Raw genomic sequence first — 26,480 nt, 5'->3', positions numbered from 1 at the left:
GGAGTTTTATAATATATTTATTTCCTTGCACTTCCGTTTTCTCACGCAAGGGTAAATTGTCTGGTTCTGCGTAAAATGCGGGGTTCGCCACGCCGGGAAAGAAAAAATCGGCTAAGGTTTTCAGAGGGTTGTTTACAGCGGCACCGCTGTTCAGTTTTACAAGGAGAAGACTCGATGACAAAACCTGTACTGCGCCGCCCTGATGCACTGGCATTAGCGCTGCGAATAGCGCTCTGTGGTGCGCTGCTGAGCGCTGCACCTCTCACCCGGGCTGATGATGCCCCTGCCAGCCCTCCCGCTTCGCCGGATGTTCTGCTCGGGCCGCTGTTTAACGACGTACAAAGCGCCAGGCTATTTCCCGATCAGAAAACCTTTGCCGACGCGATACCCAACAGCGATCCGCTGATGATTCTGGCCGATTATCGGATGCAAAAGAGCCAGAGTAGTTTTGATCTGCGCCATTTTGTTGATGTGAACTTCACGCTGCCGGCAGAGAAAGAGAAGTATGTACCACCAAAAGATCAGACGCTGCGCCAGCATATTGATGGCCTGTGGCCGGTACTGACCCGCTCCACCGAAAGCGTGGCTAAGTGGGATTCGCTGCTGCCGCTGCCAAAACCCTACGTGGTGCCCGGCGGGCGTTTTCGCGAGGTATATTACTGGGACAGTTACTTCACGATGCTGGGTCTCGCAGAAAGCGACCACTGGGATAAAGTCAGCGATATGGTGGCTAACTTTGCCGCTGAGCTCGACAGCTGGGGTCATATCCCAAACGGCAACCGCAGCTACTACCTGAGCCGTTCGCAGCCGCCCTTCTTTGCTCTGATGGTAGAACTTCTGGCCACCCACGAAGGCGACAGTGCCCTGAAAACCTATCTGCCGCAAATGATGAAAGAGCACGACTACTGGATGGAGGGTGTTGATACCCTGCAGCCGGGGCAAAGCCATCATCGGGTCGTCAAGCTGGCCGACGGCGCGGTGCTCAACCGCTACTGGGATGACAACGATACCCCGCGTCCGGAGTCGTGGCTTGACGACGTCAACACCGCGAAGAGCAACCCCAACCGCCCCGCGACGGAGATTTATCGCGATCTGCGCTCGGCTGCCGCCTCGGGCTGGGACTTCAGCTCTCGCTGGATGGATGACCCGCAAAAGCTCGCCACCATTCGCACCACCAGCATCGTTCCGGTCGATTTGAACGCGCTGATGTTCAAAATGGAGAAGACGATCGCCACCGCCAGCAAGGCCGCAGGCGACAGCGCTAACGCCGCGAAATATGAAGCGCTGGCGACGGCCCGTCAGAAAGCGATGGAGAAATACCTGTGGAATGACAAAGAGGGCTGGTACGCCGATTACGATCTGAAAAGCCACAAAGTCCGTAATCAGCTGACCGCCGCGGCGCTGTTCCCGCTGTACGTTAACGCCGCCTCAAGCGAGCGCGCCGCGAAGGTCGCCTCAGCGACCGAACAGCGGCTGCTGAAGCCGGGCGGGATAGCGACAACCACCGTCAACAGCGGCCAGCAATGGGATGCCCCTAACGGCTGGGCGCCGCTGCAGTGGGTCGCAGCAGAGGGCCTGCAGAACTACGGTAAGGAGAAAATCGCGATGGAGGTGAGCTGGCGGTTCCTGACCAACGTCCAGCACACCTATGACCGCGAGCAGAAGCTGGTCGAGAAATATGATGTCACGACCACCGGTACAGGCGGTGGCGGCGGTGAGTACCCGCTGCAGGACGGCTTCGGCTGGACCAACGGCGTGACGTTGAAAATGCTCGACCTCATTTGCCCTAAAGAGAAACCCTGTGACAGCGTGCCGCAGACACGCCCTGCAGCCCCTGCTCCGACCCCAGCCGCCGGGGAGAAAAAACCGGCAGCATAAAAAAAGCGCGTCCAGCGATGGACGCGCTTTTCAGTTCTTCTCCGGCGGCGGTTATTTCAGATATTCGCCGCTGCGCAGTGCTTCAATACGTTTGTCCAGCGGCGGGTGCGTCATGAACAGCTCGCTCATTGACTTCGCTTTGCCGTTGATACAAAACGCCATCATGCTGCTGGCCTCCTGCGGCTCGTAGCTGGTTTTCAGACGCTGCAGCGCAGCAATCATTTTCTCGCGACCCACCAGTTTTGCCGAACCGGCGTCGGCATGGAATTCACGATGACGGGAGAACCACATGGTAATGATGCTCGCCAGAATACCAAACACCAGCTCCAGCACGGTGGCGACCGCGAAGTAGATAAGCGGGTTGCCGTTGCTGGACTCACCTTCATCACGGTTGCCGCCGAGGAAACCTGCCGCAATCTGCGCAATCACGCGCGAGATAAAGATAACGAAGGTGTTAACAATACCCTGAATCAGGGTCATGGTAACCATGTCGCCGTTAGCAATATGGCTGATTTCATGGGCGATAACCGCTTCAGCTTCGTCACGGCTCATGTTTTGCAAAAGCCCGGTGCTGACAGCTACCAGGGAAGCATCACGCCGCGCGCCGGTAGCAAACGCGTTGATATCCGGTGCGTGGTAAATTGCAACCTGTGGCATGGCGATACCCGCCTGGCGAGCCTGCTGTGCCACGGTATTCATCAGCCAGTTTTCAGTTTCATTGCGTGGTTGCTCAATGACTTCACCTCCCACTGATTTCAGCGCCATCCATTTCGACATCATCAGCGAAACGATAGAACCACCGAAACCAAAAAGCAGAGCCATGATTAACAGCCCTGTCATGCTGCTCGACTGAATTCCTGTCAGGCTCAGTACCAGCCCGAACACAACCATAACGGCCAGGTTGGTCAGCAGGAAAAGCGCGATCCGCATCATAATTTTCTTTTAACCTCGTTCTAACAATACGCACTATGCGATTACCCACATCGTAGGGGCATTACGCTTATTTTCAAGTGTTGACGGCGGCTAAGTCACGAGAAAGACACAACTTTACATTTAAAATGCGTGTAACTTACATGTAATAAGAAAGGAAAAAAAACAGGCACAATTGCTTGTGCCTGTTGGGGGATTATTTTGTTGGTGCCGGTTGTTCTGCCGGTCGCGCTTTCTCGGCTTTCGCCAGATCCAGTGCGATTTTCACCGTTTCATCCAGATACGGATCTGGCTCCTGATAATCTTTTGGCAAATCATCAAGTTTCTTGAGCGGTGGTTTACCTTCACGCTTATAGCGATCGTTAATCCGCGCCAGACGAGTCGCATCATCTTCCTCGTTCTCTTTCTCACGCTGAGCGTAATTGAGAGAAGCGATATTGCGTTTTGCCTTCTGGGCATTGAAGCGCGCAATGTCTTTCATGATGTACTGGAATTCTGGATCTTTCGCGATACGGTCATCGTGCAGCTTCAGCAGCTCCGGTTCGAAGGTCTGCATGTCGCCGGTCTTGACGTAGGTCGCCGCATTGATACTGTCCCACGGCAACGCGTTGTCTTCGAACTTCTCGCCGGTTTCCGTCTCTTCGCTGCCGGTTGGCATCATGATGTCCGGTACTACGCCTTTACGCTGAGTACTGCCGCCGTTGATGCGGTAGAACTTCTGAATGGTGTACTGGACAGAGCCCAGCGCCGGCCATTCAGGGCGCAGCATTTGGTCGTAGATACGGTTCAGAGAACGATACTGCTGAACGGTACCTTTACCGAAGGTTGGCTCACCAACAATCAGGGCGCGGCCATAATCCTGCATCGCCGCAGCGAAGATTTCAGACGCCGAGGCGCTGAAACGATCGACCAGTACCACCAGCGGGCCTTTGTAATACACCACGCCGTCGGTGTCGCTGTCTTCACGCACCTTGCCGTTGTTATCACGTACCTGCACCACCGGGCCAGACGGAATAAACAGACCGGAAAGCGATACCGCTTCGGTCAGCGCCCCGCCGCCGTTGCTGCGCAGATCGATGATAATGCCGCTCACGTTCTGCTTCTCAAGCTTCTGTAGCTGAACCTTCACGTCATCGGTCAGGCCAACGTAGAAACCAGGAATATCGAGAACGCCGATTTTCTCTTTGCCGACGGTTTTCACCGACATTTTCACCGCACGGTCTTCCAGACGAATGCGCTCACGCGTCAGGGTCACGATGCGGGTTTTGGTGCCCTTACCAGCAGGCAGGATCTCCAGGCGCACTTTGCTGCCCTTCGGCCCTTTGATAAGCGCGACCACGTCATCCAGACGCCAGCCAATTACATCCACCATGGCTTTGCCGGTCTGACCGACGCCAACAATGCGATCGCCAACGCTGATAGCTTTACTCTTCGCCGCCGGACCGCCTGCGACCATGGAGTTAATCATGGTGTAGTCGTCATCCATCTGCAGCACGGCGCCAATACCTTCCAGAGACAGGCTCATTTCGGTATTAAACTGCTCGGTATTGCGCGGAGAAAGATAGTTAGTATGCGGATCGATTTCGTGCGCGAAGGAGGTCATCGCCAGCGAGAACACATCTTCGCTGTTGGTCTGCGCCAGACGACGGATCGCCGACTTATAGCGACGGGTCAACGTATCACGAATTTCCTGATCGTTTTTCCCGGCCAGTTTCAGACTCAGCTCATCATACTTCACCTTGCCGTCCCACAGGGCATTCAGCTCGGCTTCCGTTGTTGGCCACGGTGCCTTACTGCGGTCAAGATTGAAGGTATCGTTGCCGGTAAAGTCCATCGGACGTTCCAGCACCTTCAACGCATACTGATAGCGTTCGAAGCGACGTTTCTGCGCCAGGTTGAACAGGTCGTAGAAAACATCGAGCTTGCCGGTGCGCAGTTCGTCACCGATTTCGCCTTTTTTCGCCGCATACTGTTCGATATCGCTGGCCAGCAGTACGTTATGACTGTAATCCAGCAGATTAAGGTAACGGTCGAAAATCTTCGCCGAAAAAGCCTTGTCGAGATCGAACTGACGGTAATGGGAACGCGTAAACCGCGAGGTCACACGCTCACTCACCGTCGCGTGCTGAGCTTCTTCCTTAAGAACAGGAATTTGATCAGCGCGCGTAATATCGTCCACGGCGAAGGCGTGGCCTGTTATTGCAAACAGGCCAGCAAGCGCGGTGAGCTTAAAAAATGTGTTCATGCCTGGCCAGGCCTCCGTTTCAGAACACCAGGTGTTCTGCGCGTACAATCATTGACATACCAGAAGTCAGCTGTACACGAACGCCATCTTTGGTGATCTCCAGTACAGTGGCGTCCATAGCATTGTTACCTGCTTTGACTTTCAGAGATTGCCCAACGGACAGCACGGAGAGATCGGAAACCGGCGTCAGTTTCGGCTCTTCACGTGGTGCGCGCTGAGGTTTGGCAGCAGGTTTAGCAGCACGAGGTTTACGCTCAGCACCTTCCGGACGGCGAGTCTGCGGGCGCGGTTTACGCTCACGGCGCGGCGTCTCTTCCTGCTCGCCTGCGGCGGCAGCGGCTTCACGTTTCTTCGCCTGCTGCTCCATACGCTGAGCCTGAACTCGCGCTTTGGCCTCTTCCAGCTGCTGGCGCGCATGCTGCACGTGCTGCTCGTCCAGTTCCCCACATGGGTTACCGTCGAGGTCGACACGCGTTGCGCCTGGCTTGATACCGTACAGGTAACGCCAGCTTGAAGTGTACAGGCGTAAAGCCGAACGGAGTTGGGTTTTGCTGAGGTTCATTTCCCCCTCAACGCGTGCAACGAGATCCTGAAAGATACCAACTTTCAGGGGGCGCGCTTCGCCTTCAGCACTGAAACAGTGCGGAAAACGTTCGGCCAGGAATGCGATTACTTCTTTACTGCTGTTCAACTTAGGTTGATTTTCCATGAAATTTCCTGATTACAACGGACGTAGCCAACTAGCCGCAGGCATGAACAGGCGACATTATAATGACGCCATCGCTAAATGCTACGTTATCCGTTGATTATCCTGCGACCTGCGCAAAGAATTTTTGATAATCGGTGCCTGCAAGCAGCTTTTCAAGGTGCCCGACAAGCTCCCGCAAGCCCTGCTCATCCTCTGCGTTGAAGCGGGAATACGTGACGCTGTCGATATCCAGTACACCAATAATCTGATTGTTCACGCTGATCGGCAATACGATTTCAGCATTACTTGCCGCATCACAAGCAATGTGTCCTGCGAAAGCATGAACATCATCGACACGCTGAATGCGATTTTCTGCCACCGCGGTGCCACAAACTCCGCGGCCAACCGGGATACGTACGCAGGCAATTTTGCCCTGGAACGGCCCCAGCACTAACGTTTCGCCTTCCAGCAGGTAAAAACCGGCCCAGTTAACCTCATCAAGACGCTCGTACAGCAGCGCGCTCAAATTAGAGAGAGTCGCCAGAAAACTGGTTTCGCCTGCCATTAACGCCTGAAAATCGCGGTTCAGATCCGCGTAAAATTCTGTTTTGTTCATTATATAATCACTTGGTTGTCTTACTTCACACCCGGTAGCCTACCGGGCATCGCCCTATAAAATAAGCATTAAATGCGGCCGGGCTCAAGATGAATCCATTCATGAGTTAAGATAGTACTTAGTCTTATACCTCATATTTGCGTATGTAATAAATGGCCCTTAAAACACCACACATAACGCCCGCTAAAAAAATCACCGTTCAGGCGGTCAGCGATCCTCTTCCCAGGGCACATTATCAACGCTGTCCGGAATGCGATACGCTGTTTTTGTTACCTTTGATGAAATCTCATCAGAGCGCGTTCTGCCCACAGTGTAATGCCAAAATCCGCGATGGTCGCGACTGGTCCCTGACAAGGCTTGGCGCGATGGCGCTGGCAATGCTGCTGCTGATGCCATTTGCCTGGGAGGAACCGCTGCTTCGCCTGCACCTGCTCGGAATCCGTATTGACGCTAACCTGCTGCAGGGCATCTGGCAGATGACGAAGCAAGGCGACCCGATTACCGCCAGCATGGTCTTCTTCTGCACCGTTGGCGCACCGGTAGTACTGGTGGTGTCTATCGCCTACCTGTGGCTCGGCAACATTCTCGGCATGAATCTACGGCCGGTGTTGTTAATGCTGGAGAAGCTCAAAGAGTGGGTGATGCTGGATATCTATCTGGTCGGTATCGCCGTTGCCTCAATCAAAGTTCAGGATTACGCCTTCCTGCAGCCGGGCATCGGCCTCGTGGCGTTTATCAGCCTGGTGCTGCTGAGTCTGCTGACGCTTATTCATCTGAACGTCGAACAGCTCTGGGAACGCTTCTACCCCGAGCGCCCGGCCACGCGCTTTAGCTCCGCGCTGCAGGTGTGTGTGCATTGCCATTATACCGGCTTCACGGACAGCCGTGGTCGCTGCCGTCGCTGCCACACGCCGCTGCATTTTCGCCGTAAGAACAGCCTGCAAAAAAGTTGGGCGGCGCTGATTGCCTCTATTGTGTTGCTGATCCCGGCCAACCTGCTGCCCATCTCCATTATCTACGTCAACGGTGCACGTCAGGAGGACACCATCATGTCCGGTATCCTGTCGCTCGCCCACAGTAACGTGGCGGTGGCAGGGATTGTGTTTATCGCCAGTATTCTGGTGCCGTTTACCAAAATCATTGTGTTGTTTACCTTGCTGGTGAGCATCCATTTTAAGTGTGAACAAGGACTAAGAACGCGTATCCTGTTGCTGCGAATCATCACCTGGATTGGCCGTTGGTCAATGCTCGATCTGTTCGTTATTTCGCTGATGACATCGCTGATTAATCGCGACCAGCTTCTCGCTTTTACTATGGGTCCCGCTGCGTTTTATTTCGGCTCGGCGGTAATATTGACTATTCTTGCAGTTGAATGGCTGGACAGCCGATTACTTTGGGATGCACATGAGTCAGGAAACGCCCGCTTCGCCGACTGAAGCGAGAATTAAAACAAAGCGCCGTATCTCACCTTTCTGGCTGCTACCGGTCATCGCGCTGATGATTGCCGGGTGGTTAATCTGGAACAGTTTTGAAGACCGCGGGAATACGATAACCATCGACTTTATGTCTGCAGATGGCATCGTGCCTGGACGTACTCCTGTTCGTTTCCAGGGGGTTGAGGTCGGTACCGTTCAGGACATCAGCCTGAGCAAAGATCTGAATAAAATTTCCGTCAGCGCCAGCATCAAAGGCGATATGAAAGATGCTCTGCGCAAAGATACGCAGTTCTGGCTGGTAACCCCAAAAGCTTCTCTGGCGGGGGTTTCCGGTCTCGATGCGCTGGTCGGCGGTAACTATATCGGCATGATGCCGGGTAAAGGCGACCCGGAAACGCACTTTACCGCTCTCGACACTCAGCCAAAATACCGAATCAATAATGGCGAGCTGATGATTCATCTGCATGCGCCGGATCTGGGTTCACTCAACAGCGGCTCGCTGGTCTACTTCCGCAAAATTCCGGTGGGCCGCGTGTACGACTACGCGATCAACACCGATAAACAGGGCGTCACCATTGACGTACTGATCGATCGCCGCTTCACCAGTCTGGTGAAAAAAGGGAGCCGCTTCTGGAACGTCTCCGGGGTGAAGGCCGATGTCGGCCTGACCGGTGCTAAAGTTCAGCTGGAGAGCCTGGCGGCGCTGGTCAACGGTGCCATCGCCTTTGACTCGCCCGATGACTCCACCGCTGCACAACAAAACGATGAATTTGGTCTGTATGCCGACCTGGCGCACAGCCAGCGCGGGGTTCTCATCACCCTCGCCCTTCCGGACGGTGACGGCCTGAAAGCGGGCTCCACCCCCCTGATGTACCAGGGACTGGAAGTGGGCCAGTTAACCAAACTGACGCTCAACCCAGGTGGCGACGTCACCGGTGAGATGACCGTCGATCCCAGCGTGGTTAACCTGCTGCGTGAAAATACGCGAATTGAACTACGCGCCCCTAAACTCTCGCTGTCCGACGTTAACGTCAGCGCCCTGTTGACCGGCAACACCTTTGAGCTGGTACCGGGCGAAGGCGCCAGCCGCGACCACTTTGCCGTACTCCCTGCCAGCAAAACGCTGCTGCAGGATCCCGGCGTCGCTACCCTGACGCTCTCAGCGCCGGAAAGCTACGGCATTGAGGCCGGACAGCCGGTCATTCTGCACGGTATTCAGGTAGGCCAGGTGCTGGAACGCACCCTGACCGCCAAAGGCGTTTCGTTCGCGGTAGCGATTGAACCGCAGTACCGCGACCTGGTGCACGGCGACAGCAAATTTGTGGTTAACAGCCGGGTTGATGTGAAGGTCGGCCTTGATGGCGTCGAATTTTTAGGTGCCAGCGCCAGCGAGTGGGTTAACGGCGGGATCCGTATTCTTCCCGGCGATAAAGGCCCGCTGAAGCAGGAGTATCCGCTGTTTGCCAATCTGGAAAAGGCGATTGAAAACAGCCTTGGCGATCTGCCTACCACCACCCTGACCCTGACCGCCGAAACGCTGCCGGACGTGCAGGCCGGATCCGTGGTGCTGTACCGTAAGTTCCAGGTTGGGGAAGTTATCACCGTGCGACCGCGCGCTAACGCTTTTGATATCGATCTGCATATCAAGCCGGAGTATCGCAAACTGCTGACCAGCAACAGCGTGTTCTGGGCCGAAGGTGGCGCGAAAGTACAGCTCAACGGCAGCGGCCTGACCGTTCAGGCTTCCCCGCTCTCCCGTGCGCTGAAAGGGGCTATCAGCTTCGATAACCTGACCGGGGCCGGGGCAAACAAAGGCAATAACCGCCTGCTTTATCCGACTGAAACCGCCGCCCGTGCGGTCGGGGGGCAGATTACGCTGCACACCTTTGACGCCGGTAAGCTGGCGGAAGGCATGCCAATTCGCTACCTCGGCATCGACATCGGTCAAATCCAGTCGCTGGAGCTGATTACCGCACGCAATGAAGTGCAGGCGAAGGCGGTGCTGTATCCGGAATACGTCGATACCTTCGCCCGTAGCGGAACGCGTTTCTCGGTTATCACCCCGCAGATCTCAGCGGCCGGCGTGGAGCATCTCGACACGATCCTCCAGCCCTACGTCAACGTTGAGCCTGGTAAGGGTAGCCTGCGTCGTGAATTCGAACTTCAGGAAGCCACCATTACCGACTCTCGCTACCTTGATGGCCTGAGCATTGTGGTTGAAGCCTCGGAAGCCGGCGCTCTTGGCGTGGGTACGCCGGTGCTGTTCCGCGGGATTGAAGTCGGTACGGTCACCGGCCTGCGTCTGGGTTCACTCTCAGACCGCGTGATGATTGAGATGCGTATCAGCCAGCGTTATCAGCACCTGGTGCGTAATAACTCGGTCTTCTGGCTGGCCTCCGGCTACAGCCTGGACTTCGGCCTGACCGGCGGCGTGGTGAAAACCGGTACCTTCAACCAGTTTATCCGCGGGGGAATCGCCTTTGCGACGCCGCCGGGGATCCCGCTGGCGCCGAAGGCGCAGGCAGGCAAACACTTCCTGCTGCTGGAGGCTGAACCTAAAGAGTGGCGCGAGTGGGGCACCGCCCTGCCGCGTTAATTCCGCAAACGCTCCGGTATTTTTGGCCGGAGCGTTTGTGCTAAACTGCGCACCCGTTTTTCTTCGTGGTGCGCCCCGTGGCTCAAAATTCCGTATTCCTTCCTGATGATTTTCTCCTCCAGATGCGTGCAGCCATGCCCGCGGAACTCTCCTTCGACGATTTTCTGGCCGCCTGTCAGCGTCCGTTGCGCCGCAGCATTCGCGTCAATACGCTGAAAATCACCGTCGCCGATTTTCTGGCGCTGGTAGCCCCTTATGGTTGGCAGTTAACGCCGGTCCCCTGGTGTGCGGAAGGTTTCTGGATTGAGCGTGAAGACGAAGACGCACTGCCGCTCGGCAGCACCGCCGAGCACCTGAGCGGTCTGTTCTATATTCAGGAGGCAAGCTCAATGCTGCCGGTAGCGGCACTGTTTGCCGATGGCAATCAGCCGCAGCGGGTGATGGACGTCGCCGCGGCGCCAGGCTCCAAAACCACGCAGATTGCCGCACGGATGGACAACGAAGGCGCGATTCTCGCCAACGAATTTTCCGCCAGCCGGGTGAAGGTATTGCATGCCAATATCAGCCGCTGCGGGATCCGCAACGTCGCCCTGACCCATTTCGATGGCAGGGTGTTTGGCGCCGCGCTGCCGGAAGCCTTCGATGCCATTCTGCTCGACGCCCCCTGCTCCGGTGAAGGCGTGGTGCGCAAAGATCCCGACGCGCTGAAAAACTGGTCGGTCGCCAGCAATCTTGACATTGCCGCTACCCAGCGCGAGCTCATCGACAGCGCCTTTCACGCCCTACGCCCGGGCGGTACGCTGGTGTATTCCACCTGTACCCTGAACCGTGATGAAAATGAAGCGGTCGTGGCGTGGCTTTTAGCCCAGTATCCGCAGGCGGTGGAGGTTGTCTCACTACAAACGCTGTTTGCCGAAGCCGGACAGGCGTTAACGCCGGAAGGTTATCTGCACGTGTTCCCGCAGATTTTCGATTGCGAAGGCTTTTTCGTTGCCCGCCTGCGTAAGACGGCCAGTATCCCACCGCTACCCGCGCCAGGTTACAAGGTAGGTAAATTCCCGTTCACGCCGATGAAGACTCGGGAAAGTACCGCCGTTACCGAAGCCGCCGCCCGTTCCGGACTTCGCTGGGACCGCACACTGACGTTATGGCAGCGTGACAAAGAAATCTGGCTCTTCCCGGCAGAGATTGAACCCCTCATCGGCAAAGTACGTTTCTCACGCCTCGGCCTGCGCCTTGCAGAAACGCATAACAAAGGCTTTCGCTGGCAGCATGAGGCCATAATAGCGCTGGCTGAAAGCCACACCTCCGGCTTCGCGCTCACCCTCGGCGAAGCGGAAGAGTGGTATCGCGGGCGCGATGTCTATCCGGAAAATCCGCCAAAAGAAGATGAGGTTATCGTGACCTTCCAGGGTTTCCCGCTGGGGATAGCCAAAAAAGTCGGTTCGCGTCTCAAAAACAGCTACCCGCGCGAGCTGGTGCGCGACGGAAGGCTTTTTGCCAGCAATGCGTGACGGCGCACAACTTTTCCGCATTTTCTGACTGGCAATCTGCTCTGCGTTGACTACGCTGAAAAATGGGCGACCTAACTGGTCGTACCACAATCCCGCAGTTCAACGGAGAGCATTATGACCAAAACCAGCGTACGTATCGGTGCCTTTGAAATTGATGATGCCGAGCTGCATGGCGAGCAGCAAGGTGAACGAACGTTAAGCATTCCCTGCAAATCTGACCCGGATTTATGCATGCAGCTTGATGCCTGGGATGCTGAAACCAGCGTGCCGGCGTTTCTTGATGGTGAACATTCCGTCCTGTTCCGTAAACATTACGACCGTAAGTCCGATGCCTGGGTCATGCGCCTTGCCTGACTCAAAAAGAACCCGTCGCTAAGACGGGTTATTTGTTCCTGCTATTTTCCCTCACCCACATCATCAGCTACCCTTATCTCGGGTTACGCATAATGAGGATGTGATGTACGCACTGGTCTTGTTTATCTGTTATCTCGACGGTGGCTGCGAGGATTTACTGGCGGACGTGTATGCCACGGAGGCACAGTGTCTGGTTGCGATGAGCGATCAGCGAATTCGTCACGGAGGCTGCTATCCGGTCGAGGACTATATCGACAGTTTCTGGCACCCGGCACAGCAGTACAGCGATTTCTGACTACTGGAGTTGCACCAGCGTAAGCTCTCCTCCGAATACCGCGCCGGTATCAATATAATGCTGATTCTCAATATCATAGCGAGCATTTAGCGGCGTATGGCCGAACCAGAAATGGTCGGCGCCACGAATAGGCTGATGACGCCCGGCTAAATGTGCGGCCAGTCGTTCACGGTTCCACAATACCTGCTCACGATCGACAGGCTGGTGCCAGACGTATACTGTGGCAGGGTAGTCAGCATGCGCAATAATATGCACTTCGTTTTCGCATTGTAGTTCAATAATATAGGGGAGTTCACGACAGAGCTGAAATAACGCTTTTACTTTGAGTTGCTCCTCATAAGTTAATTGCTGATACCAGTAGCCGCCATTAGAAAACCACAGCGACATATCGTTATTGTCGAGCGCATCCAGAGCCATTTGCTCATGATTGCCGCGAATGGCTCTGAACCAGGGGTGTGGCAGCAGCGACAGGCAGCGGAAACTCTCACTCCCACGGTCAATCAGGTCACCGACGGAAATAATCAGATCTTCATAGGGGTGAAATTTCAGCAATTTAAGTTTGGTCATCAATAAATGATGACAACCGTGTAAATCGCCCACCAGCCAGATATGTCGCCAGTGTTGACCCAATATTCGCTGATACATAATCAACTCCCCTCCTAAATTTGAGTATAGAAATAAATATCTAATTACGATAAGCAAAAAGCGGACGTGATCTTTTTACCTCAACAGCGGTTAAACAAAAGCGGAATATAATCAGCGCACAGGACAATTCAGAGGCCGTTCCCCTTTACAATATTCTCAGAATGATAAAGGGGTATTTACCGTGACAGATAACAGCCTGCACAGCGCTCAGGCGCCACTCCAGCACCAGAACCTGGTTTCTGCGCTGGTGACCGGGAAGCTCGCACCCGCGCCCATCTGGAAAAAAACCGAGTATCGGCTGAAATTTTTGCTGCGTACGCTGCTTTTCTATCGCCCGACGCACCGGATGCTGGATAGCCTGTCGCAGCGCCCGAATTTCATGCAACTGCTTAATGCGCAGGTCACCCTGCCGAGCAAACCGCACCGCCAGTATTTAACGCTCGGCATGAGTGCGGCACAGCGTGCGGACGCCGTCATTAGCCACTATCAGTTTGTCGATTCGCTGGGCAACACCCGTCTCGCCGATGCGATGACCGCGCCTGACGAAGTGCCGTTGCTTCAGCTGCAGGGTAAGGACGATGCGGTATTTACGCTCTCCGCCTCCTGCGCCCGCAAAGCCGAACGCGAAGGTGAAACCACGCTGTGGCTGCACGATAACAGCCGGACGCTGCTCGCCAGCGTGACGTTCAGCGTGGCCCGTGATGCCGCGGGCTGGCAGCTGGTGATTGGTGGTCTGCAGGGGCCGCGCCGTGATGTGCCACATGAAGTCATTAAGCACGCCACCCGCGCCTGCTACGGCCTGTTCCCGAAACGTCTGCTGATGGAGTTCATCTGGCTGTTGGCATCCCGCACCAACATGACGGCGGTCTATGGCGTAAGCGACAACGGTCACGTGTTCCGTGCGCTGCGCTATCGCCTGAGTAAGGGCCGTCATTTCCATGCCAGTTACGATGAGTTCTGGTCGTCTGTCGAAGGCGTTAAAGAAACGAAATGGCGCTGGCGTTTGCCGCTGCAGCTTGAACGTAAATCGATTGAAGAGATTGCCAGCAAGAAACGTTCAGAATACCGTCGCCGCTTCCAGCTCCTGGATTCACTGGCTGAACAGGTGGATAGCCTGCTGCGCTAACCCTATCAACCCTGCTTCATACCCCGGAAGCAGGGTTTCCCTCTCCCCGCACGCCCGCTTGCCGTAAAAATAATCCTCCGGCACAATGAACTAATCTTGTCCATTGCACACAAACTATGCATGGCCGTTTGCACCCCCGCAATCGCCTGTCATGTTCAGGCTCGACACGACGTACATTCTTAAAGATTCAGGTTGCTGCGGTTATGAGTAAAACGGAAATTGCGCTGCTGCTACTGTTAGTAGCCGTTCTGGCGTTTGGGTTGTGGTTTATTTTCAGCGACCAGGTGTGGATTGTATCCAGCTGGATTGAAACCTGGCTGTATCCAGCAATTGAAGCGCCTGAGTAAACGCTCAGGCGCAGGGAAGCGTTAGTACAACGATGTGCCGCCCGCCGGGCGCGTTTTAAAGCGACGATGCACCCACAGATATTGGTCGGGTGCCCGCAGGATTTCCTTCTCAATAATCCGATTCATAAAGCACGCCGCTTTCAATTCATCCTCTGACGGATAATCATTGATGGCCTCGCTGATATACAGGCGATAACCGTCTTTCGTCGCTTTGCGCACCATGGTGATGGTCAACAGTGCCGAGCCAGAGAGCTTCGACAGCACGTAGGTCCCGTTAGTTGTGGCGGCATCCGGCACGGAAAAGAACGGAGCGAACACGCTGCCTTTCGGGCCGTAATCCTGATCGGGGGCGAACCATACAGCTTCTCCTGATTTCAGTGCCTGAACCAGACCACGCAGGTTACGTCTGTCGATCATCGCTTTATTGGAACGTAAACGCCCTTTGGTTTGCACATATTCCATCAGCGGGCTGTTGTGCTGGCGATAGGTCGCCATCATCGGACGACATAGCCCCATCACCCGGCCACCGAGTTCAAGCGACATAAAATGGATCCCCACCACCATCACACCTTTTTTAGCTTCCAGTGCACGGGTCAGGTTTTCATATCCTTCAACATCAAACCACTTTTTAACGCGCGCATCGCTCCAGAACCATGCCATCCCTGTCTCTATCAGCCCCATCCCCAACGAGATGAAGTTTTGTTCGACCATTTTGTTGCGCGCACAGGCATCCATGTCAGGAAAGCAAAGCTCAATGTTGCGGGCAGCAATTCGCTCCCGGCGTTTGAGAAAACGGCGAGAAGCATGGCCCAGGGAAGAACCAAGAAGATAGAGCAGCGGGTAAGGAAGCTGAACGATGAGCCAGAGAAGCCCAAGTCCGAACCAGGTCAGCCAGTGACGAGGATGGAGCAGCGATTTATCAAAAGCAACAGACATCAGTGTTTACTCTGAGTGTATAGATTCAGGTAACGCGTAAGGAAAAACGAATCCCTTCATCACTCTTTATGCGGTACATATGGAGCGAGTGACAGTAAAACAGTCGGCGAACTTGACGTCACGGTGACATAAAGTAAACCACGCAAAACCCGGAAACTGAGGCTGTAGCTACGCTGCGCACAGCATGCGCGCTTTTGCGCAAAAATAACAGAGCGCGATTGTAATTTTCAGAAAATATCACCCCTCACCGGAATTGTAGTATTCGCGCGTATTTTGTCGATTTTTTGTGTAAAAGAAATGTTAAGGCCAGATCGGTTGTGGTATAAGAAGAAAAGCCCGAAGCAGCGTCATTTGGAAAATTTCGGATGTTTTAGGCTATCCCCTGCTAACGCCTTGATGCGTAAAGCAGATAAAAAGAGACCGAATACGATTCCTGTATTCGGTCCAGGGAAATGGCTCTTGGGAGAGAGCCGTGCGCTAAAAGTTGGCATTAATGCAGGCTAAGTCGCCTTGCACTATAAGAATAGATGACCGTGCCAGGTTTTCCAGTCCGCGACAAAAGTGGTCAGAAAAAAAACACCGGTAAACGGCAAAGAAATGTTAAAACCGCGGGCTTTCGCAAAGAAAGTCCGCGGTTTTTTATTGGAAATCAGTCAGATATTTTTATGAACTAACAGAGCTTCTCTGCGCGCTCAATAAAGGGGGTGAGGCTCATTTTCTGCCCTTTATGTTGTGGATCTTCGATACGGATCACGTCTAAGGGCTGCGCGTTGACCTGCCCCTTCGCTACCTGATCCTCAGCCACATCATTCAACGGGTACTGCACCAGAGTACTGGGGTTGATAACGAACAACGCCTTGCCGGTACGGCAGGTCAGCATCACCTCTTCACGGTTGAATGCCCATTTATCTTTACCAATTTCAAAACGACTGACGGTAATCACCTGTGGTGCAGCAAACGCCGCAGAGGTTGCCGTCAACAACAGCAGTGAAAGCACTATTTTCTTCATCATCATCGTCATCTTCGTATCAGAAGGGTTCCCAGGTTGCAAACAGACTGACGGCGAGCAGAACCAGCACCCCCAGCAGGATCTCTGCCTGGGTAGTACGGATAAATATCTGCTGCGCGTGTTGCGGGTTTGAGGCAAATCGTGGCACCAGAACATACCGGTTCATTAAAGCAATTACCACCATCAGCGCCACCAGCGCACATTTTACCAACAGCATAGTGCCCCATGCCGAATCACCGATCAGCGATCCCTGAATGAGCAGCGCATTAATGATACCCGTGGCAATCACGCCGCCCACCGCCAGATGGCCGTAGCGCGAAAACCGCATCATGGTGTAGATAGCCTGTTGCCGCCAGCGCCCCTGGGCCAGCCGTAAACAGTAGAGGAAAGGGAGAAGCCCACCAAACCAGGTGGCGGCAAACAGCAGGTGTAATGCATGATTGAGGCGCTGCAGAGTACCGGGTAATCCCTCACGCATGGCCGCATGGCCGATACTGGCCTGAAGGATAAGCTGTATGCACAGCAGAATAAGCAGCACCGGCATCACCCGGTGCGGACGAAGCAGTAATACCGCAATCGACAGCCACGCCAGCGCAATTTGCCAGACCCAAATCGCACCGAAGCGGGTACCCGCCACCGCCAGCCAGATGTCCGGCTGCACAACGTCGCCCCAGCCATCGCCCATCATCCCGCCCTGCACCATCATCATCAGCAGTGCAGAAATCGCGCTTACGAAAAGCGATAAGCGCATCATCCCCTGATAACGATGGCTCAGCAGACGGCGCAAACTCACTGGCGCCCACCACCCGCTGTACAAGGCTCCGCCAAACGCCGCCATCAGGGAGACGAAATGGACAAAGCGCAGGCTAATCCACAGTGAGGTCAGCATGATTATTTCACGCTGAAATGGTACTGCCCTTTGGTTTTATGCCCGTCAACGGACACCACGTGCCAGTCAACACGATAGTCGCCCGCCGCCAGCGGTTGGGTCAGCGCAACGACAAGCTGAGTATTATCGTTGGCATTCACCGTCGCCGTGCCGGTGGCTGTCTTCATCTCTTTTGGACCGATCAGCGTCAGACCGCTAAATTTGGCTTCGATGCCTTCAGAAAAATTCAGCGTCAGGGCCTTTGGCGAGGTGGTCACCACGGCATCCGCAGCGGGCTCCTGATGTTTCAGATGCGCGTGCGCCAGGACGCTGGTGCTGGTGAGCAGTGCCGCCATCAGCGCCGAAGCGCATAAAATTCGCGATGCAGTTGTTCCCATTTTCTTCATTCCTTTTTGTTATGTATGTGATGCAGAGAATAACCTTGTATAATCCGTGCGTCGAGGCTCCCCACCATGGATTTGCCATTCTGCGACACCCTGAGTCATTTTGCGTTATTGAGAGGAGAACGCCATGTACGCCAATCTGGCCAACCTTCCCCAGGAAGAGATGGATAAAGTTAACGTCGATCTTGCCGCCGCCGGAGTGGTCTTCAAAGAACGTTACAATATGCCGGTGGTCGCCGAAGTGGTAGAGCGTGAGCAGCCTGAACATCTTCGCGGCTGGTTTCGCGAGCGCTTAATCGCCCACCGCCTGGCGTCAGTATCTCTTTCTCGCCTGCCCTACGAGCCAAAAAGTAAATAAGCATTACCATCAGTTACACATAATTACATTAACCCTGTTATTCTTATGGGGATCCTCTCAGGATGAGAGTCTGAAATTTGTGTTAAGGATGCCACTATGACTGCATGGACTATTGCTGCTGCTCAGTACGAGCCCCGCAACCGCAGCGTTGCGGAAAATATCGCCCATCATTTACGTTTTATCGACGCTGCCGCCCGCGCAGCATGTGAAATTTTAGTATTTCCTGAACTGTCGCTTACTGGCCCGGCGCTTTGCCCCCCACCGAATGCCGATGAGCTCCAGCCTCTCGCCGCCGCCGCGACGCGCCACCAGATGACCATCATTACCGGCTTACCGCTGCAGCAAAATGATGAGCTTATTAAAGGGCTCGCCATCTTTGTACCGGACAACCCGCAGCCGCTAACCTGCCCGCAGGGAAAAGGCACCTGCCTGGCCCCACTTCCAGGCCAGGTCAGCGTTCTGGCGCACGACGCGGCAGCCGACGATCTCGACCCGCGCGCCTCATTGCTCGCCACCAGCGACTGTCCCGATGAATCACATCAGCAGCTTTCCCGCGCATCACTGCAGCGCTTTGCCCATAAGTACGCGATTGCGGTACTGAAATCCGACTACGCCAACGGCTCGTTGCTCGGGGGCAGTGCTCTGTGGGATGAACAGGGCCAACTGGTGGTTCGTGCCGATGGCGGTGAGCTATTGCTTACCGGACAGCGCAGCGATCGGGGTTGGCAAGGCGACATCATTCCATTACGCTAACCGTTTTACCGGCTGGAGTGAGCCATGCTGCGCGTCATTGATACGGAAACCTGCGACCTGCAAGGAGGGATCGTCGAGATTGCCTCGGTGGACGTCGTCGACGGTCAAATCACCAATCCTATGAGCCATCTGGTTCGCCCGGACAGGCCAATCAGCCCGCAGGCAATGGCCATCCACCGCATCACCGAAGCGATGGTTATCGACAAACCGTGGATTGAAGAAGTGATCCCGGGCTATCAGGGTAGCCCATGGTACGTGGCACATAACGCCAGCTTCGACCGCCGCGTGTTGCCTGAGATGCAGGGGGAGTGGATTTGCACCATGAAGCTCGCCCGCCGCCTGTGGCCAGGCATTAAGTACAGCAATATGGCGTTGTACAAGTCGCGTAAGCTCAACGTCGCGACGCCGCCGGGCCTGCACCATCACCGCGCCCTGTATGACTGCTACATTACCGCCGCGCTGCTGATTGATATTATGAACGTCTCAGGCTGGACGCCGGACGACATGGCAGATGTGACCGGCCGCCCTGCCTTGCTGACCACCTTTAGCTTTGGCAAATATCGCGGCAAGCCGGTGGCGGAAGTGGCGCAAAACGACCCAGGTTATCTGCGCTGGCTATTCAATAATCTGGATCGTATGAGCCCGGAGCTGCGCCTCACGCTGCGCCACTATCTCGGGGAGTAACCTGGTTGCTACCGCTCCGCCTGGCCCGGCAGCGTTTGCTGGGCCAGCGCTATCAGAAACGTGTATTCCAGCGCCACTCCTTCGTAGCTTTTGTAACGCCCGGATTTTCCTCCGTGCCCGGAGTCCATGTCGGTACATAGCATCAGCAGATTGTCGTCGGTTTTGCGCTCCCTCAGTTTCGCCACCCATTTCGCAGGCTCCCAGTACTGCACCTGTGAGTCGTGCAATCCGGTGGTGACCAGCAGATGCGGATACGCTTTGGCTTCGACGTTATCGTACGGGCTGTAGCTTTTCATGTAGAAGTAGTATTCGGCATCCTGCGGGTTGCCCCACTCTTCAAATTCACCGGTGGTTAGCGGGATAGATTCGTCCAGCATCGTCGTCACCACGTCGACGAACGGCACCTGGGCCACCACGCCGCGGAACAGCTCCGGACGCAGGTTTATCACCGTTCCCATCAGCATGCCTCCGGCGCTACCACCCATGCCGAAACATAGCTCGCGGTCGCCATAACCCTGTTCCAGTAAGGCATCGCACACGTCGAGATAATCGTTGAAGGTGTTCATCTTCTGCAGAAACTTACCGTCTTCATACCACTGCTGTCCCAGTTCGCCGCCGCCACGGATGTGGGCGATGGCAAAAACAAAACCACGATCGAGCAGGCTCAGGCGGCTACCGCTAAAATCGGCATCCATGCTGGCGCCGTAGGAGCCGTAGCCGTAAACCAGCAGCGGATTATGCCCTTTGCGGAAATGCTCCCGGTGATACACCAGCGACACCGGCACTTCCACGCCGTCCCGCGCCTTCACCCACAGGTGCTCGCTGCGATACAGGCTGGCATCAAACCCCTTCACCTCCTGCTGCTTAATCACCCGTCGTTCACCGGTATCCATATCCAGTTCGAACAGCGTATCCGGAGTGGTCATCGAAGAGTAGCCGTAGCGCAGACGCGAAGTTTCAGGCTCAGGGTTATAAGCAACCCAGGTCACGTAGGCCGGATCGTCAAACGCTATCCCGGTCGACTCACGGGTATGACGATTGATTTGTCGCAGGCTGGTCAGACCCTGCTGACGCTCTTCCAAGACCAGCCACTCGGTAAAGAGCGTAAACCCTTCCAGCATCACCTCTTCCCGCGCCGGGATCAGCGTTTCCCACTGACTCTCTTCGCGCACCGCAGAGCGGTACAGGCCGAAGTTTTTCCCTTCACGATTTGAGCGAATGTAGAAATGATGCTGATAGTGATCGACGCTGTACTCGTGATCTTTGCGTCGTGGCAGGAACACCGTCGGTTCCGCATCCGGCAGCTCGGCATCCAGCAGCCGCACTTCGCTGGTGGTGGAGCTTGCCAGATAGATCAGCACAAAGTGGCGATCGGTGGTTTTGTGCACGCTGACGTAGAACATGTCATCCTGCTCTTCATACACCAGCGTGTCGGCTGACATCGGTGCACCGAGCGTATGCCGCCAGACCTGATACGGCAGCAGCGTAGTGGGATGTTTGCGCACGTAGTAGAGGGTCTGCGAATCATTACCCCAGACCAGCCCCGGCTCAACGTTGTCCAGCGTTTCCGGATACCAGTTACCGGTCCCGAGATGGCGCAACCGCACCCCGTACTGACGACGAGAGAGATAATCTTCTGCCAGCGCCATGACCTGGTTGTCCGGTGAAATAACCAGCCCGCCAAGGGTGTAGAACTCGCTGCCCGCCGCCCGCTGATTACCATCAACCAGGACATCCCACGCTTCCCACTCCGCCTTTTGTACGGACTGGCGCTGGTAAATCGCATACTCGCTGCCAGGCTGGTATTCATGGCGGTAACGGTAGCCGTTTTTCGTATAGGGCGCAGAGGTTTCCTGCGGCGGAATGCGGTCGATAATCTCCTTCAGCACCCGATCCTGCAGCGCCTGCTGGGAGGCCATCACCTTTTTGCCGTAGTCGTTTTCCTGCTTCAGATAATCGAGCACCTCCGGCTGCGAACGGGTGTCGTCGCGCAGCCAGAAGTAATTATCAACGCGTGTATCACCATGCAAGGTCATGGTGTGGGGGATTTTTTTTGCTTTCGGTAACATATCGCTGTGCTTTTACGTTTTACATTCCCTAAGGGTGGCAAAACTGACAGGCGATGCAAGCGAAACCTGAAGCAAAACGCACTAAAGTGCTTGTTTTTGCCGCTGTATATCCTGTTCTATCTCTTCGCGTACCGTACGGGGAATGTTTAATGCATCGCCCAGGGCATCAAGGTAGCTGCGCTCCATAAAGTGATCGATATCGATAGCCGCGCAGCTCAGGAAATAAAGCTCCAGCGCCTCTTCTTCGCTCTTAACGTCCTGTGCCAGACGTTTAGGATCCAGCGGTTGTGCCATGGCCTGCGCCACCAGCGCCTGCCCCTGCTGCTCTACACCAGCCTCCTGAAGCTGTTGCTCGATAGCTGCACGCTCTTTATCATCAATGTGACCATCACTTTTTGCGGCAAAGACCAGCGCCAGGATCAGACGCTCGGTGCGGGTGTCCAGCGATGTCACCGGTGGCGGTGCGGCCGCCGTTTCTGCCTGCTGCCCGTTCGGCATCTGGGTTTTGTACTTATTCCACAACACCGAGCCTGCAACCGCCCCACCGCCGACCAGCAGTGCACCGGTGCCATATTTCGCCAGAAGCTTACGCGAAGACTTGTTCGCCAGTAACAGACCGGCCAGCCCGCCGATAGCGCCCGGCACCAGTAGTTTATTCAGGCCATCGGTTTTACCACCGGTGACGCTCGCGGCTTTCTGCCCCAGCAGAGACTGCAGTTGATTGAGCCAGTTAGACATTTTCCCCTCCCGAATTGAGTTGACGCTCTCAGAGTAAGCCAGCACCTGTCAGGAAATGTCTGCGCCAGCTAAAGATGCGCAAATGCAGCGGCACACGACAGCGACGAGACAGACGCAAACGTTTTCGTTTATACTGCGCCGAAGATTTTTACGGAGGTTTGCGGTTATGACGTTATTAGGAACTGCGCTGCGCCCGGCGGCCACGCGCGTGATGTTGTTGGGTTCTGGCGAGCTGGGTAAAGAAGTCGCTATCGAGTGCCAACGCCTGGGTGTCGAGGTTATCGCGGTCGATCGCTACGCGGATGCACCCGCCATGCACGTTGCTCATCGCGCACACGTAATTAACATGCTCGACGGCCAGGCACTGAAGGCGCTGGTGGCACAGGAGAAGCCCGATTTTATCGTCCCGGAAATCGAAGCTATTGCCACCGATATGCTGGTTGCGCTTGAGAGTGAAGGCCAGAAGGTGGTGCCCTGCGCCCGGGCCGCACAGCTCACCATGAACCGCGAAGGGATCCGCCGACTGGCAGCAGAAACCCTCTCCCTGCCAACCTCACGCTACCAGTTTGCCGACAGCGAAGCCGCTTTCCGCGATGCCGTGAACGCGATTGGCCTGCCCTGCATCGTCAAGCCGGTGATGAGCTCATCCGGCAAGGGCCAGAGCTTTATCCGCACAGAGTCTCAGCTCGCCGATGCCTGGCAGTATGCCCAACAGGGTGGCCGCGCTGGCGCAGGACGCGTTATCGTGGAAGGCGTCGTCAAATTTGATTTCGAAATCACCCTGCTCACCGTCAGCGCCGTGGATGGCGTACATTTCTGCGCGCCGGTGGGGCATCGTCAGGAAGATGGCGATTACCGCGAATCCTGGCAGCCGCAGCAGATGAGCCCCCTGGCACTGGCACGCGCGCAGGAGATAGCCCGCGAAGTTGTTCTGGCGCTTGGCGGCTATGGCCTGTTTGGCGTAGAGCTTTTCGTCTGCGGTGATGAGGTCGTCTTCAGCGAAGTTTCTCCGCGCCCGCACGATACCGGGATGGTCACGCTGATCTCCCAGGATCTCTCCGAGTTCGCGCTGCACGTACGCGCTTTCCTCGGTTTGCCGGTAGGCGGCATTCGCCAGTACGGCCCCTCAGCCTCAGCGGTCATTCTGCCAGCCCTTAAAAGTGACAATGTCACATTCGGTAATATTGAAGCCGCATCCGGCGCTGGCGTGCAGTTGCGCTTGTTCGGTAAACCGGAGATCGACGGTTCTCGTCGTTTAGGCGTGACGCTGGCCGTTGCAGACTCTGTTGAAGAAGCGGTTGAGCGCGCGAAAGCAGCAGCAGCGGCGGTGGTCGTGAAGGGTTAATATTGATGGGATTGCCCGGTACGAGTACCGGGCAATAATGACACGCTTACTTCGCGCCTTCTACCGCTTCACGGGCAAGCTTAGTGATACGCTCGTAGTCGCCGCTCTCCAGAGCGTCGTTCGGCACCAGCCAGGAGCCACCGATGCACAGCACGCTGTTCAGCGCCAGATAGTCACGATAGTTAGCCGGAGAGATACCGCCGGTCGGGCAGAAACGGATATGGCCGAACGGGCCTGCAATCGCCTGCAGTGCTTTCACACCGCCGTTCGCTTCCGCTGGGAAGAATTTGAACTCTTTCAGACCGTAGTCCATACCCAGCATCAGTTCAGAAACCGTGCTGATACCCGGGATCAGTGGAATGGTCCCTTCTGTTGCCGCTTTCAGCAGCGGCTCGGTCAGCCCTGGGCTAATCGCAAACTGTGCGCCCGCTTCGGTGACGTCCTTCAGCTGCTGTACGTTAGTGACGGTACCCGCCCCGACGATCGCATCCGGCACTTCTTTGGCAATGGCACGAATGGCATCCATTGCACATTCGGTACGCAGGGTCACTTCGAGAACGCGAACGCCACCGGCGACCAGCGCTTTTGCCATCGGTACCGCGTGCTCCAGCTTCTTCACTACGATAACCGGGACCACTGGGCCAGTGGTCAGGATTGCTTCGGCAGTTGTTTTCCAGTTTTTCATCAGAGTTTTTCTCTCACCAGACAGTTAATTCGTGTCGTCTTAAAAAGTGATGCAGGTTGCACCCTGCTCAGCGCCGGACAGTTTTTCGCGCAGCGCACTAAACATTTCGCGGCCGGTACCGACGCGCGACGAGCTCAGGTCAGGAATATGCGGCTCGCGGGCAGCCAGTTCAGCTTCATCCACCAGCAGCGTCAGCTCACCGGTCTGGCCGTTAACGCGGATAATGTCCCCGTCACGGACTTTTGCCAGCAGGCCGCCATCGTAAGCCTCTGGCGTTACATGGATGGCTGACGGGACTTTACCCGACGCGCCGGAGAGTCGTCCATCGGTCACTAACGCAATTTTGAAACGGCGGTCCAATAATACACCTAATGGCGGCATAAGTTTATGTAATTCTGGCATGCCGTTGGCTTTTGGCCCCTGATGGCGCACCACCACCACGCAATCTTTATCGAGCAGACCGGCGTCAAACGCCGGTAACACGTCATGCTGACTCTCAAAAACAATCGCCGGGGCTTCGATAACCTGATTTTCCACCGGCACCGCGGAGGTCTTCATTACCGCACGTCCCAGGTTACCGCTCAGCACTTTGGTTCCACCGTGGCGGGAGAATGGCTTTTCGAAAGTGGCAATTACGTCGGCGTCGAGCGAGGCGCTTGCCCCTTCACGCCAGTCCAGCTCACCGTTGTTGAGCCATGGCTCGAGGGTATAGCGCGACAGTCCGTGTCCGGCGACGGTATCAACATCTTCATGCAGCAAACCGCCTTTCAGCAATTCGCGGATAAGCACCGGCACGCCGCCCGCCGCCTGGAAGTGGTTGATATCGGCCGGGCCGTTTGGATACAGACGGGCCATCAGCGGCACCACGTCGGAAAGCTCAGAGAAGTCGTCCCAGTTGATAATGATCCCAGCAGCGCGGGCCATCGCCACCAGGTGCATGGTGTGGTTGGTCGAGCCGCCGGTTGCCAGCAGCGCCACAATACCGTTGACCACCACTTTTTCATCGAACATCTTGCCAAGCGGCATCCACGCATTCCCGTTTCCGGTCATACGCGTCACCTGGCGCGCCGCCGCGACGGTCAGTGCGTCACGAAGCTCTGCATCCGGATGGACGAACGAAGAGCCTGGCAGCTGCATGCCCATAAATTCAATCACCATCTGATTGGTGTTAGCGGTGCCATAGAAGGTACAGGTACCCGGTGCATGATAGGACGCCGCTTCAGACTCCAGCAACGCCATGCGATCGACCTTGCCTTCCGCATACAGCTGGCGGATACGTACCTTCTCTTTATTTGCAAGACCGCTCGCCATCGGGCCAGACGGAACGAAAATAGACGGCAGATGACCGAACGACAGCGCCGCCATCGCCAGCCCCGGAACAATTTTGTCGCACACCCCAAGGTACAACGCACCATCAAACATGTTGTGCGACAGCCCAACCGCCGCCGACATCGCAATAACTTCTCGACTCAGGAGCGACAGCTCCATCCCATCCTGGCCCTGGGTGACGCCATCACACATTGCCGGTACACCGCCGGCGACCTGGCCTACCGCATTCACGCCGTGCAGCGCTTTACGGATAATATCCGGGTAGCGCTCATACGGCTGATGGGCGGAGAGCATATCGTTATAGGAGGTAATGATGGCGATATTGTTACGCAGCATACTCTTCAGCGAAGCTTTATCGTCGGGCTGGCAGGCCGCAAAACCGTGGGCGAGGTTGCCACAGGCCAGCTGGGAGCGGTGCACAGTTTCGGTTTTCGCTTGGTTGATTCGGGCAAGGTAGGCCGCGCGGGTCTCGCGTGAGCGCTCAATAATTCGCTTTGTTACGCGTAACATTATCGGATTCATAGAAGCTCCTAAAATTGATATGTCCGGGCTTCGGTTATAGTAAGGCGCTTCGCAATGCGTCACACTGCTGAAATGCCTGATGGCCGTCGCTCAGGGGGCAAAATCGCTTC

Annotated in this window: 25 protein-coding genes; 12 read left to right on the top strand and 13 right to left on the bottom strand. The window is 55.6% G+C overall.

All coding sequences use genetic code 11. The features are described 5' to 3' along the window. Positions 1-174 precede the first annotated feature (174 nt). Positions 175-1,878, top strand: a complete 1,704-nt coding sequence (locus tag C7387_RS04175; RefSeq protein ID WP_120816135.1) for an alpha,alpha-trehalase — start codon at positions 175-177, stop codon at positions 1,876-1,878. A 51-nt stretch (positions 1,879-1,929) separates the two neighbouring features. Here the strand turns inward: C7387_RS04175 and htpX are convergent, their stop codons facing one another. The 4 genes from htpX to C7387_RS04155 form a co-directional block, all read right to left on the bottom strand. Then, positions 1,930-2,811, bottom strand: a complete 882-nt coding sequence (gene htpX, locus C7387_RS04170) for a protease HtpX (RefSeq protein ID WP_006820376.1) — start codon at positions 2,809-2,811, stop codon at positions 1,930-1,932. Positions 2,812-3,004: 193 nt separating this feature from the next. Then, positions 3,005-5,053, bottom strand: a complete 2,049-nt coding sequence (prc, locus tag C7387_RS04165; RefSeq protein WP_006820377.1) for a carboxy terminal-processing peptidase — start codon at positions 5,051-5,053, stop codon at positions 3,005-3,007. Positions 5,054-5,072: 19 nt separating this feature from the next. Continuing rightward, entirely contained in the window at positions 5,073-5,762 is a 690-nt protein-coding gene (proQ, locus tag C7387_RS04160; RefSeq protein WP_006820378.1) for an RNA chaperone ProQ, read from the bottom strand. 97 nt (positions 5,763-5,859) lie between these two features. Next, the gene (locus tag C7387_RS04155) at positions 5,860-6,357 is read right to left on the bottom strand and encodes a GAF domain-containing protein (protein ID WP_006820379.1); all 498 of its coding nucleotides are present in this window, start codon (positions 6,355-6,357) and stop codon (positions 5,860-5,862) included. 152 nt (positions 6,358-6,509) lie between these two features. Between C7387_RS04155 and yebS the strand changes: the two genes are divergently transcribed. The 5 genes from yebS (at position 6,510) to C7387_RS04130 (ending at position 12,552) form a co-directional block, all read left to right on the top strand. After that, entirely contained in the window at positions 6,510-7,793 is a 1,284-nt protein-coding gene (gene yebS, locus C7387_RS04150; RefSeq protein WP_006820380.1) for a membrane integrity lipid transport subunit YebS, read from the top strand. Next, entirely contained in the window at positions 7,762-10,389 is a 2,628-nt protein-coding gene (locus C7387_RS04145; protein WP_158592515.1) for a PqiB family protein, read from the top strand. Before yebS ends, C7387_RS04145 begins: the two co-directional genes overlap by 32 nt. 77 nt (positions 10,390-10,466) lie before the next feature. Continuing rightward, positions 10,467-11,903, top strand: a complete 1,437-nt coding sequence (gene rsmF, locus C7387_RS04140) for a 16S rRNA (cytosine(1407)-C(5))-methyltransferase RsmF (RefSeq protein WP_120816718.1) — start codon at positions 10,467-10,469, stop codon at positions 11,901-11,903. A gap of 114 nt (positions 11,904-12,017) precedes the next feature. Next, complete coding sequence (locus C7387_RS04135) at positions 12,018-12,257, top strand: YebV family protein (RefSeq protein ID WP_006820383.1); 240 nt, start codon at positions 12,018-12,020, stop codon at positions 12,255-12,257. A 103-nt stretch (positions 12,258-12,360) separates the two neighbouring features. Next, positions 12,361-12,552 carry a YdfD/YebW family protein gene (locus C7387_RS04130; protein ID WP_006820384.1) on the top strand — a complete coding sequence of 64 codons (192 nt, stop codon included), beginning with the start codon at positions 12,361-12,363 and terminating at the stop codon, positions 12,550-12,552. Here the strand turns inward: C7387_RS04130 and pphA are convergent, their stop codons facing one another. Continuing rightward, the gene (gene pphA / locus C7387_RS04125; protein ID WP_120816133.1) at positions 12,553-13,197 is read right to left on the bottom strand and encodes a protein-serine/threonine phosphatase; all 645 of its coding nucleotides are present in this window, start codon (positions 13,195-13,197) and stop codon (positions 12,553-12,555) included. Positions 13,198-13,378: 181 nt separating this feature from the next. Between pphA and C7387_RS04120 the strand changes: the two genes are divergently transcribed. Together C7387_RS04120 and C7387_RS22850 are read left to right on the top strand one after the other, a co-directional pair. Further along, positions 13,379-14,323 carry a VirK/YbjX family protein gene (locus tag C7387_RS04120; RefSeq protein ID WP_120816132.1) on the top strand — a complete coding sequence of 315 codons (945 nt, stop codon included), beginning with the start codon at positions 13,379-13,381 and terminating at the stop codon, positions 14,321-14,323. 203 nt (positions 14,324-14,526) lie between these two features. Continuing rightward, positions 14,527-14,670, top strand: coding sequence for an Ecr family regulatory small membrane protein (locus tag C7387_RS22850; protein WP_006820387.1), 144 nt, complete (start codon positions 14,527-14,529; stop codon positions 14,668-14,670). Between the two features lie 21 nt (positions 14,671-14,691). Here the strand turns inward: C7387_RS22850 and lpxP are convergent, their stop codons facing one another. From lpxP to yobA, 4 genes are all read right to left on the bottom strand, one after another. Next, the gene (gene lpxP, locus C7387_RS04115) at positions 14,692-15,606 is read right to left on the bottom strand and encodes a kdo(2)-lipid IV(A) palmitoleoyltransferase (protein WP_040903635.1); all 915 of its coding nucleotides are present in this window, start codon (positions 15,604-15,606) and stop codon (positions 14,692-14,694) included. 670 nt (positions 15,607-16,276) lie between these two features. Continuing rightward, positions 16,277-16,618, bottom strand: a complete 342-nt coding sequence (locus tag C7387_RS04105) for a YebY family protein (RefSeq protein WP_087943312.1) — start codon at positions 16,616-16,618, stop codon at positions 16,277-16,279. A 16-nt stretch (positions 16,619-16,634) separates the two neighbouring features. Continuing rightward, a complete protein-coding gene (copD, locus tag C7387_RS04100) occupies positions 16,635-17,504 on the bottom strand; it encodes a copper homeostasis membrane protein CopD (protein WP_120816131.1) in 870 nt (289 codons plus the stop codon). A gap of 2 nt (positions 17,505-17,506) precedes the next feature. After that, on the bottom strand, positions 17,507-17,881 hold the full coding sequence (yobA, locus tag C7387_RS04095; RefSeq protein WP_134436937.1) for a CopC domain-containing protein YobA: 375 nt from the start codon (positions 17,879-17,881) through the stop codon (positions 17,507-17,509). A gap of 133 nt (positions 17,882-18,014) precedes the next feature. Between yobA and C7387_RS04090 the strand changes: the two genes are divergently transcribed. From C7387_RS04090 to exoX, 3 genes are all read left to right on the top strand, one after another. After that, the gene (locus C7387_RS04090) at positions 18,015-18,245 is read left to right on the top strand and encodes a DNA polymerase III subunit theta (RefSeq protein ID WP_006820394.1); all 231 of its coding nucleotides are present in this window, start codon (positions 18,015-18,017) and stop codon (positions 18,243-18,245) included. A gap of 96 nt (positions 18,246-18,341) precedes the next feature. Then, positions 18,342-18,998 (top strand): carbon-nitrogen hydrolase family protein, encoded by a 657-nt coding sequence (locus tag C7387_RS04085; protein WP_006820395.1) that lies wholly within the window; start codon positions 18,342-18,344, stop codon positions 18,996-18,998. Between the two features lie 24 nt (positions 18,999-19,022). Beyond that, positions 19,023-19,682, top strand: coding sequence for an exodeoxyribonuclease X (exoX, locus tag C7387_RS04080; RefSeq protein ID WP_006820396.1), 660 nt, complete (start codon positions 19,023-19,025; stop codon positions 19,680-19,682). An 8-nt stretch (positions 19,683-19,690) separates the two neighbouring features. Here exoX and ptrB read toward each other — a convergent pair whose 3' ends face one another. Next, positions 19,691-21,751, bottom strand: a complete 2,061-nt coding sequence (gene ptrB / locus C7387_RS04075; protein WP_120816129.1) for an oligopeptidase B — start codon at positions 21,749-21,751, stop codon at positions 19,691-19,693. Positions 21,752-21,832: 81 nt separating this feature from the next. Next, entirely contained in the window at positions 21,833-22,489 is a 657-nt protein-coding gene (locus tag C7387_RS04070) for a tellurite resistance TerB family protein (protein WP_120816128.1), read from the bottom strand. Between the two features lie 166 nt (positions 22,490-22,655). Here C7387_RS04070 and purT point away from each other — a divergent pair, with 166 nt between their 5' ends. Beyond that, on the top strand, positions 22,656-23,834 hold the full coding sequence (gene purT, locus C7387_RS04065) for a formate-dependent phosphoribosylglycinamide formyltransferase (RefSeq protein WP_040903640.1): 1,179 nt from the start codon (positions 22,656-22,658) through the stop codon (positions 23,832-23,834). 46 nt (positions 23,835-23,880) lie between these two features. Here purT and C7387_RS04060 read toward each other — a convergent pair whose 3' ends face one another. Both C7387_RS04060 and edd read right to left on the bottom strand, forming a co-directional pair. Beyond that, the gene (locus C7387_RS04060) at positions 23,881-24,519 is read right to left on the bottom strand and encodes a bifunctional 4-hydroxy-2-oxoglutarate aldolase/2-dehydro-3-deoxy-phosphogluconate aldolase (protein ID WP_006820400.1); all 639 of its coding nucleotides are present in this window, start codon (positions 24,517-24,519) and stop codon (positions 23,881-23,883) included. A gap of 39 nt (positions 24,520-24,558) precedes the next feature. Further along, complete coding sequence (edd, locus tag C7387_RS04055) at positions 24,559-26,370, bottom strand: phosphogluconate dehydratase (RefSeq protein ID WP_120816127.1); 1,812 nt, start codon at positions 26,368-26,370, stop codon at positions 24,559-24,561. Positions 26,371-26,480 lie beyond the last annotated feature (110 nt).

The organism is Yokenella regensburgei, assembly GCF_003634235.1.
GTDB classification, from domain to species: domain Bacteria; phylum Pseudomonadota; class Gammaproteobacteria; order Enterobacterales; family Enterobacteriaceae; genus Yokenella; species Yokenella regensburgei.
The sequence above is the reverse complement of the archived record's forward strand: the minus strand, read 5'-3'. Positions and strand labels throughout refer to the sequence as shown.

Coding starts and splice junctions, on each gene's coding strand:
- C7387_RS04175 (WP_120816135.1), top strand. CDS start 175: ATGACAAAACCTGTACTGCGCCGCCCTGATGCACTGGCATTAGCGCTG.
- htpX (WP_006820376.1), bottom strand. CDS start 2,811: ATGATGCGGATCGCGCTTTTCCTGCTGACCAACCTGGCCGTTATGGTT.
- prc (WP_006820377.1), bottom strand. CDS start 5,053: ATGAACACATTTTTTAAGCTCACCGCGCTTGCTGGCCTGTTTGCAATA.
- proQ (WP_006820378.1), bottom strand. CDS start 5,762: ATGGAAAATCAACCTAAGTTGAACAGCAGTAAAGAAGTAATCGCATTC.
- C7387_RS04155 (WP_006820379.1), bottom strand. CDS start 6,357: ATGAACAAAACAGAATTTTACGCGGATCTGAACCGCGATTTTCAGGCG.
- yebS (WP_006820380.1), top strand. CDS start 6,510: ATGGCCCTTAAAACACCACACATAACGCCCGCTAAAAAAATCACCGTT.
- C7387_RS04145 (WP_158592515.1), top strand. CDS start 7,762: ATGAGTCAGGAAACGCCCGCTTCGCCGACTGAAGCGAGAATTAAAACA.
- C7387_RS04135 (WP_006820383.1), top strand. CDS start 12,018: ATGACCAAAACCAGCGTACGTATCGGTGCCTTTGAAATTGATGATGCC.
- C7387_RS04130 (WP_006820384.1), top strand. CDS start 12,361: ATGTACGCACTGGTCTTGTTTATCTGTTATCTCGACGGTGGCTGCGAG.
- pphA (WP_120816133.1), bottom strand. CDS start 13,197: ATGTATCAGCGAATATTGGGTCAACACTGGCGACATATCTGGCTGGTG.
- C7387_RS22850 (WP_006820387.1), top strand. CDS start 14,527: ATGAGTAAAACGGAAATTGCGCTGCTGCTACTGTTAGTAGCCGTTCTG.
- lpxP (WP_040903635.1), bottom strand. CDS start 15,606: ATGTCTGTTGCTTTTGATAAATCGCTGCTCCATCCTCGTCACTGGCTG.
- C7387_RS04105 (WP_087943312.1), bottom strand. CDS start 16,618: ATGATGAAGAAAATAGTGCTTTCACTGCTGTTGTTGACGGCAACCTCT.
- copD (WP_120816131.1), bottom strand. CDS start 17,504: ATGCTGACCTCACTGTGGATTAGCCTGCGCTTTGTCCATTTCGTCTCC.
- yobA (WP_134436937.1), bottom strand. CDS start 17,881: ATGGGAACAACTGCATCGCGAATTTTATGCGCTTCGGCGCTGATGGCG.
- C7387_RS04090 (WP_006820394.1), top strand. CDS start 18,015: ATGTACGCCAATCTGGCCAACCTTCCCCAGGAAGAGATGGATAAAGTT.
- C7387_RS04085 (WP_006820395.1), top strand. CDS start 18,342: ATGACTGCATGGACTATTGCTGCTGCTCAGTACGAGCCCCGCAACCGC.
- exoX (WP_006820396.1), top strand. CDS start 19,023: ATGCTGCGCGTCATTGATACGGAAACCTGCGACCTGCAAGGAGGGATC.
- ptrB (WP_120816129.1), bottom strand. CDS start 21,751: ATGTTACCGAAAGCAAAAAAAATCCCCCACACCATGACCTTGCATGGT.
- C7387_RS04070 (WP_120816128.1), bottom strand. CDS start 22,489: ATGTCTAACTGGCTCAATCAACTGCAGTCTCTGCTGGGGCAGAAAGCC.
- purT (WP_040903640.1), top strand. CDS start 22,656: ATGACGTTATTAGGAACTGCGCTGCGCCCGGCGGCCACGCGCGTGATG.
- C7387_RS04060 (WP_006820400.1), bottom strand. CDS start 24,519: ATGAAAAACTGGAAAACAACTGCCGAAGCAATCCTGACCACTGGCCCA.
- edd (WP_120816127.1), bottom strand. CDS start 26,370: ATGAATCCGATAATGTTACGCGTAACAAAGCGAATTATTGAGCGCTCA.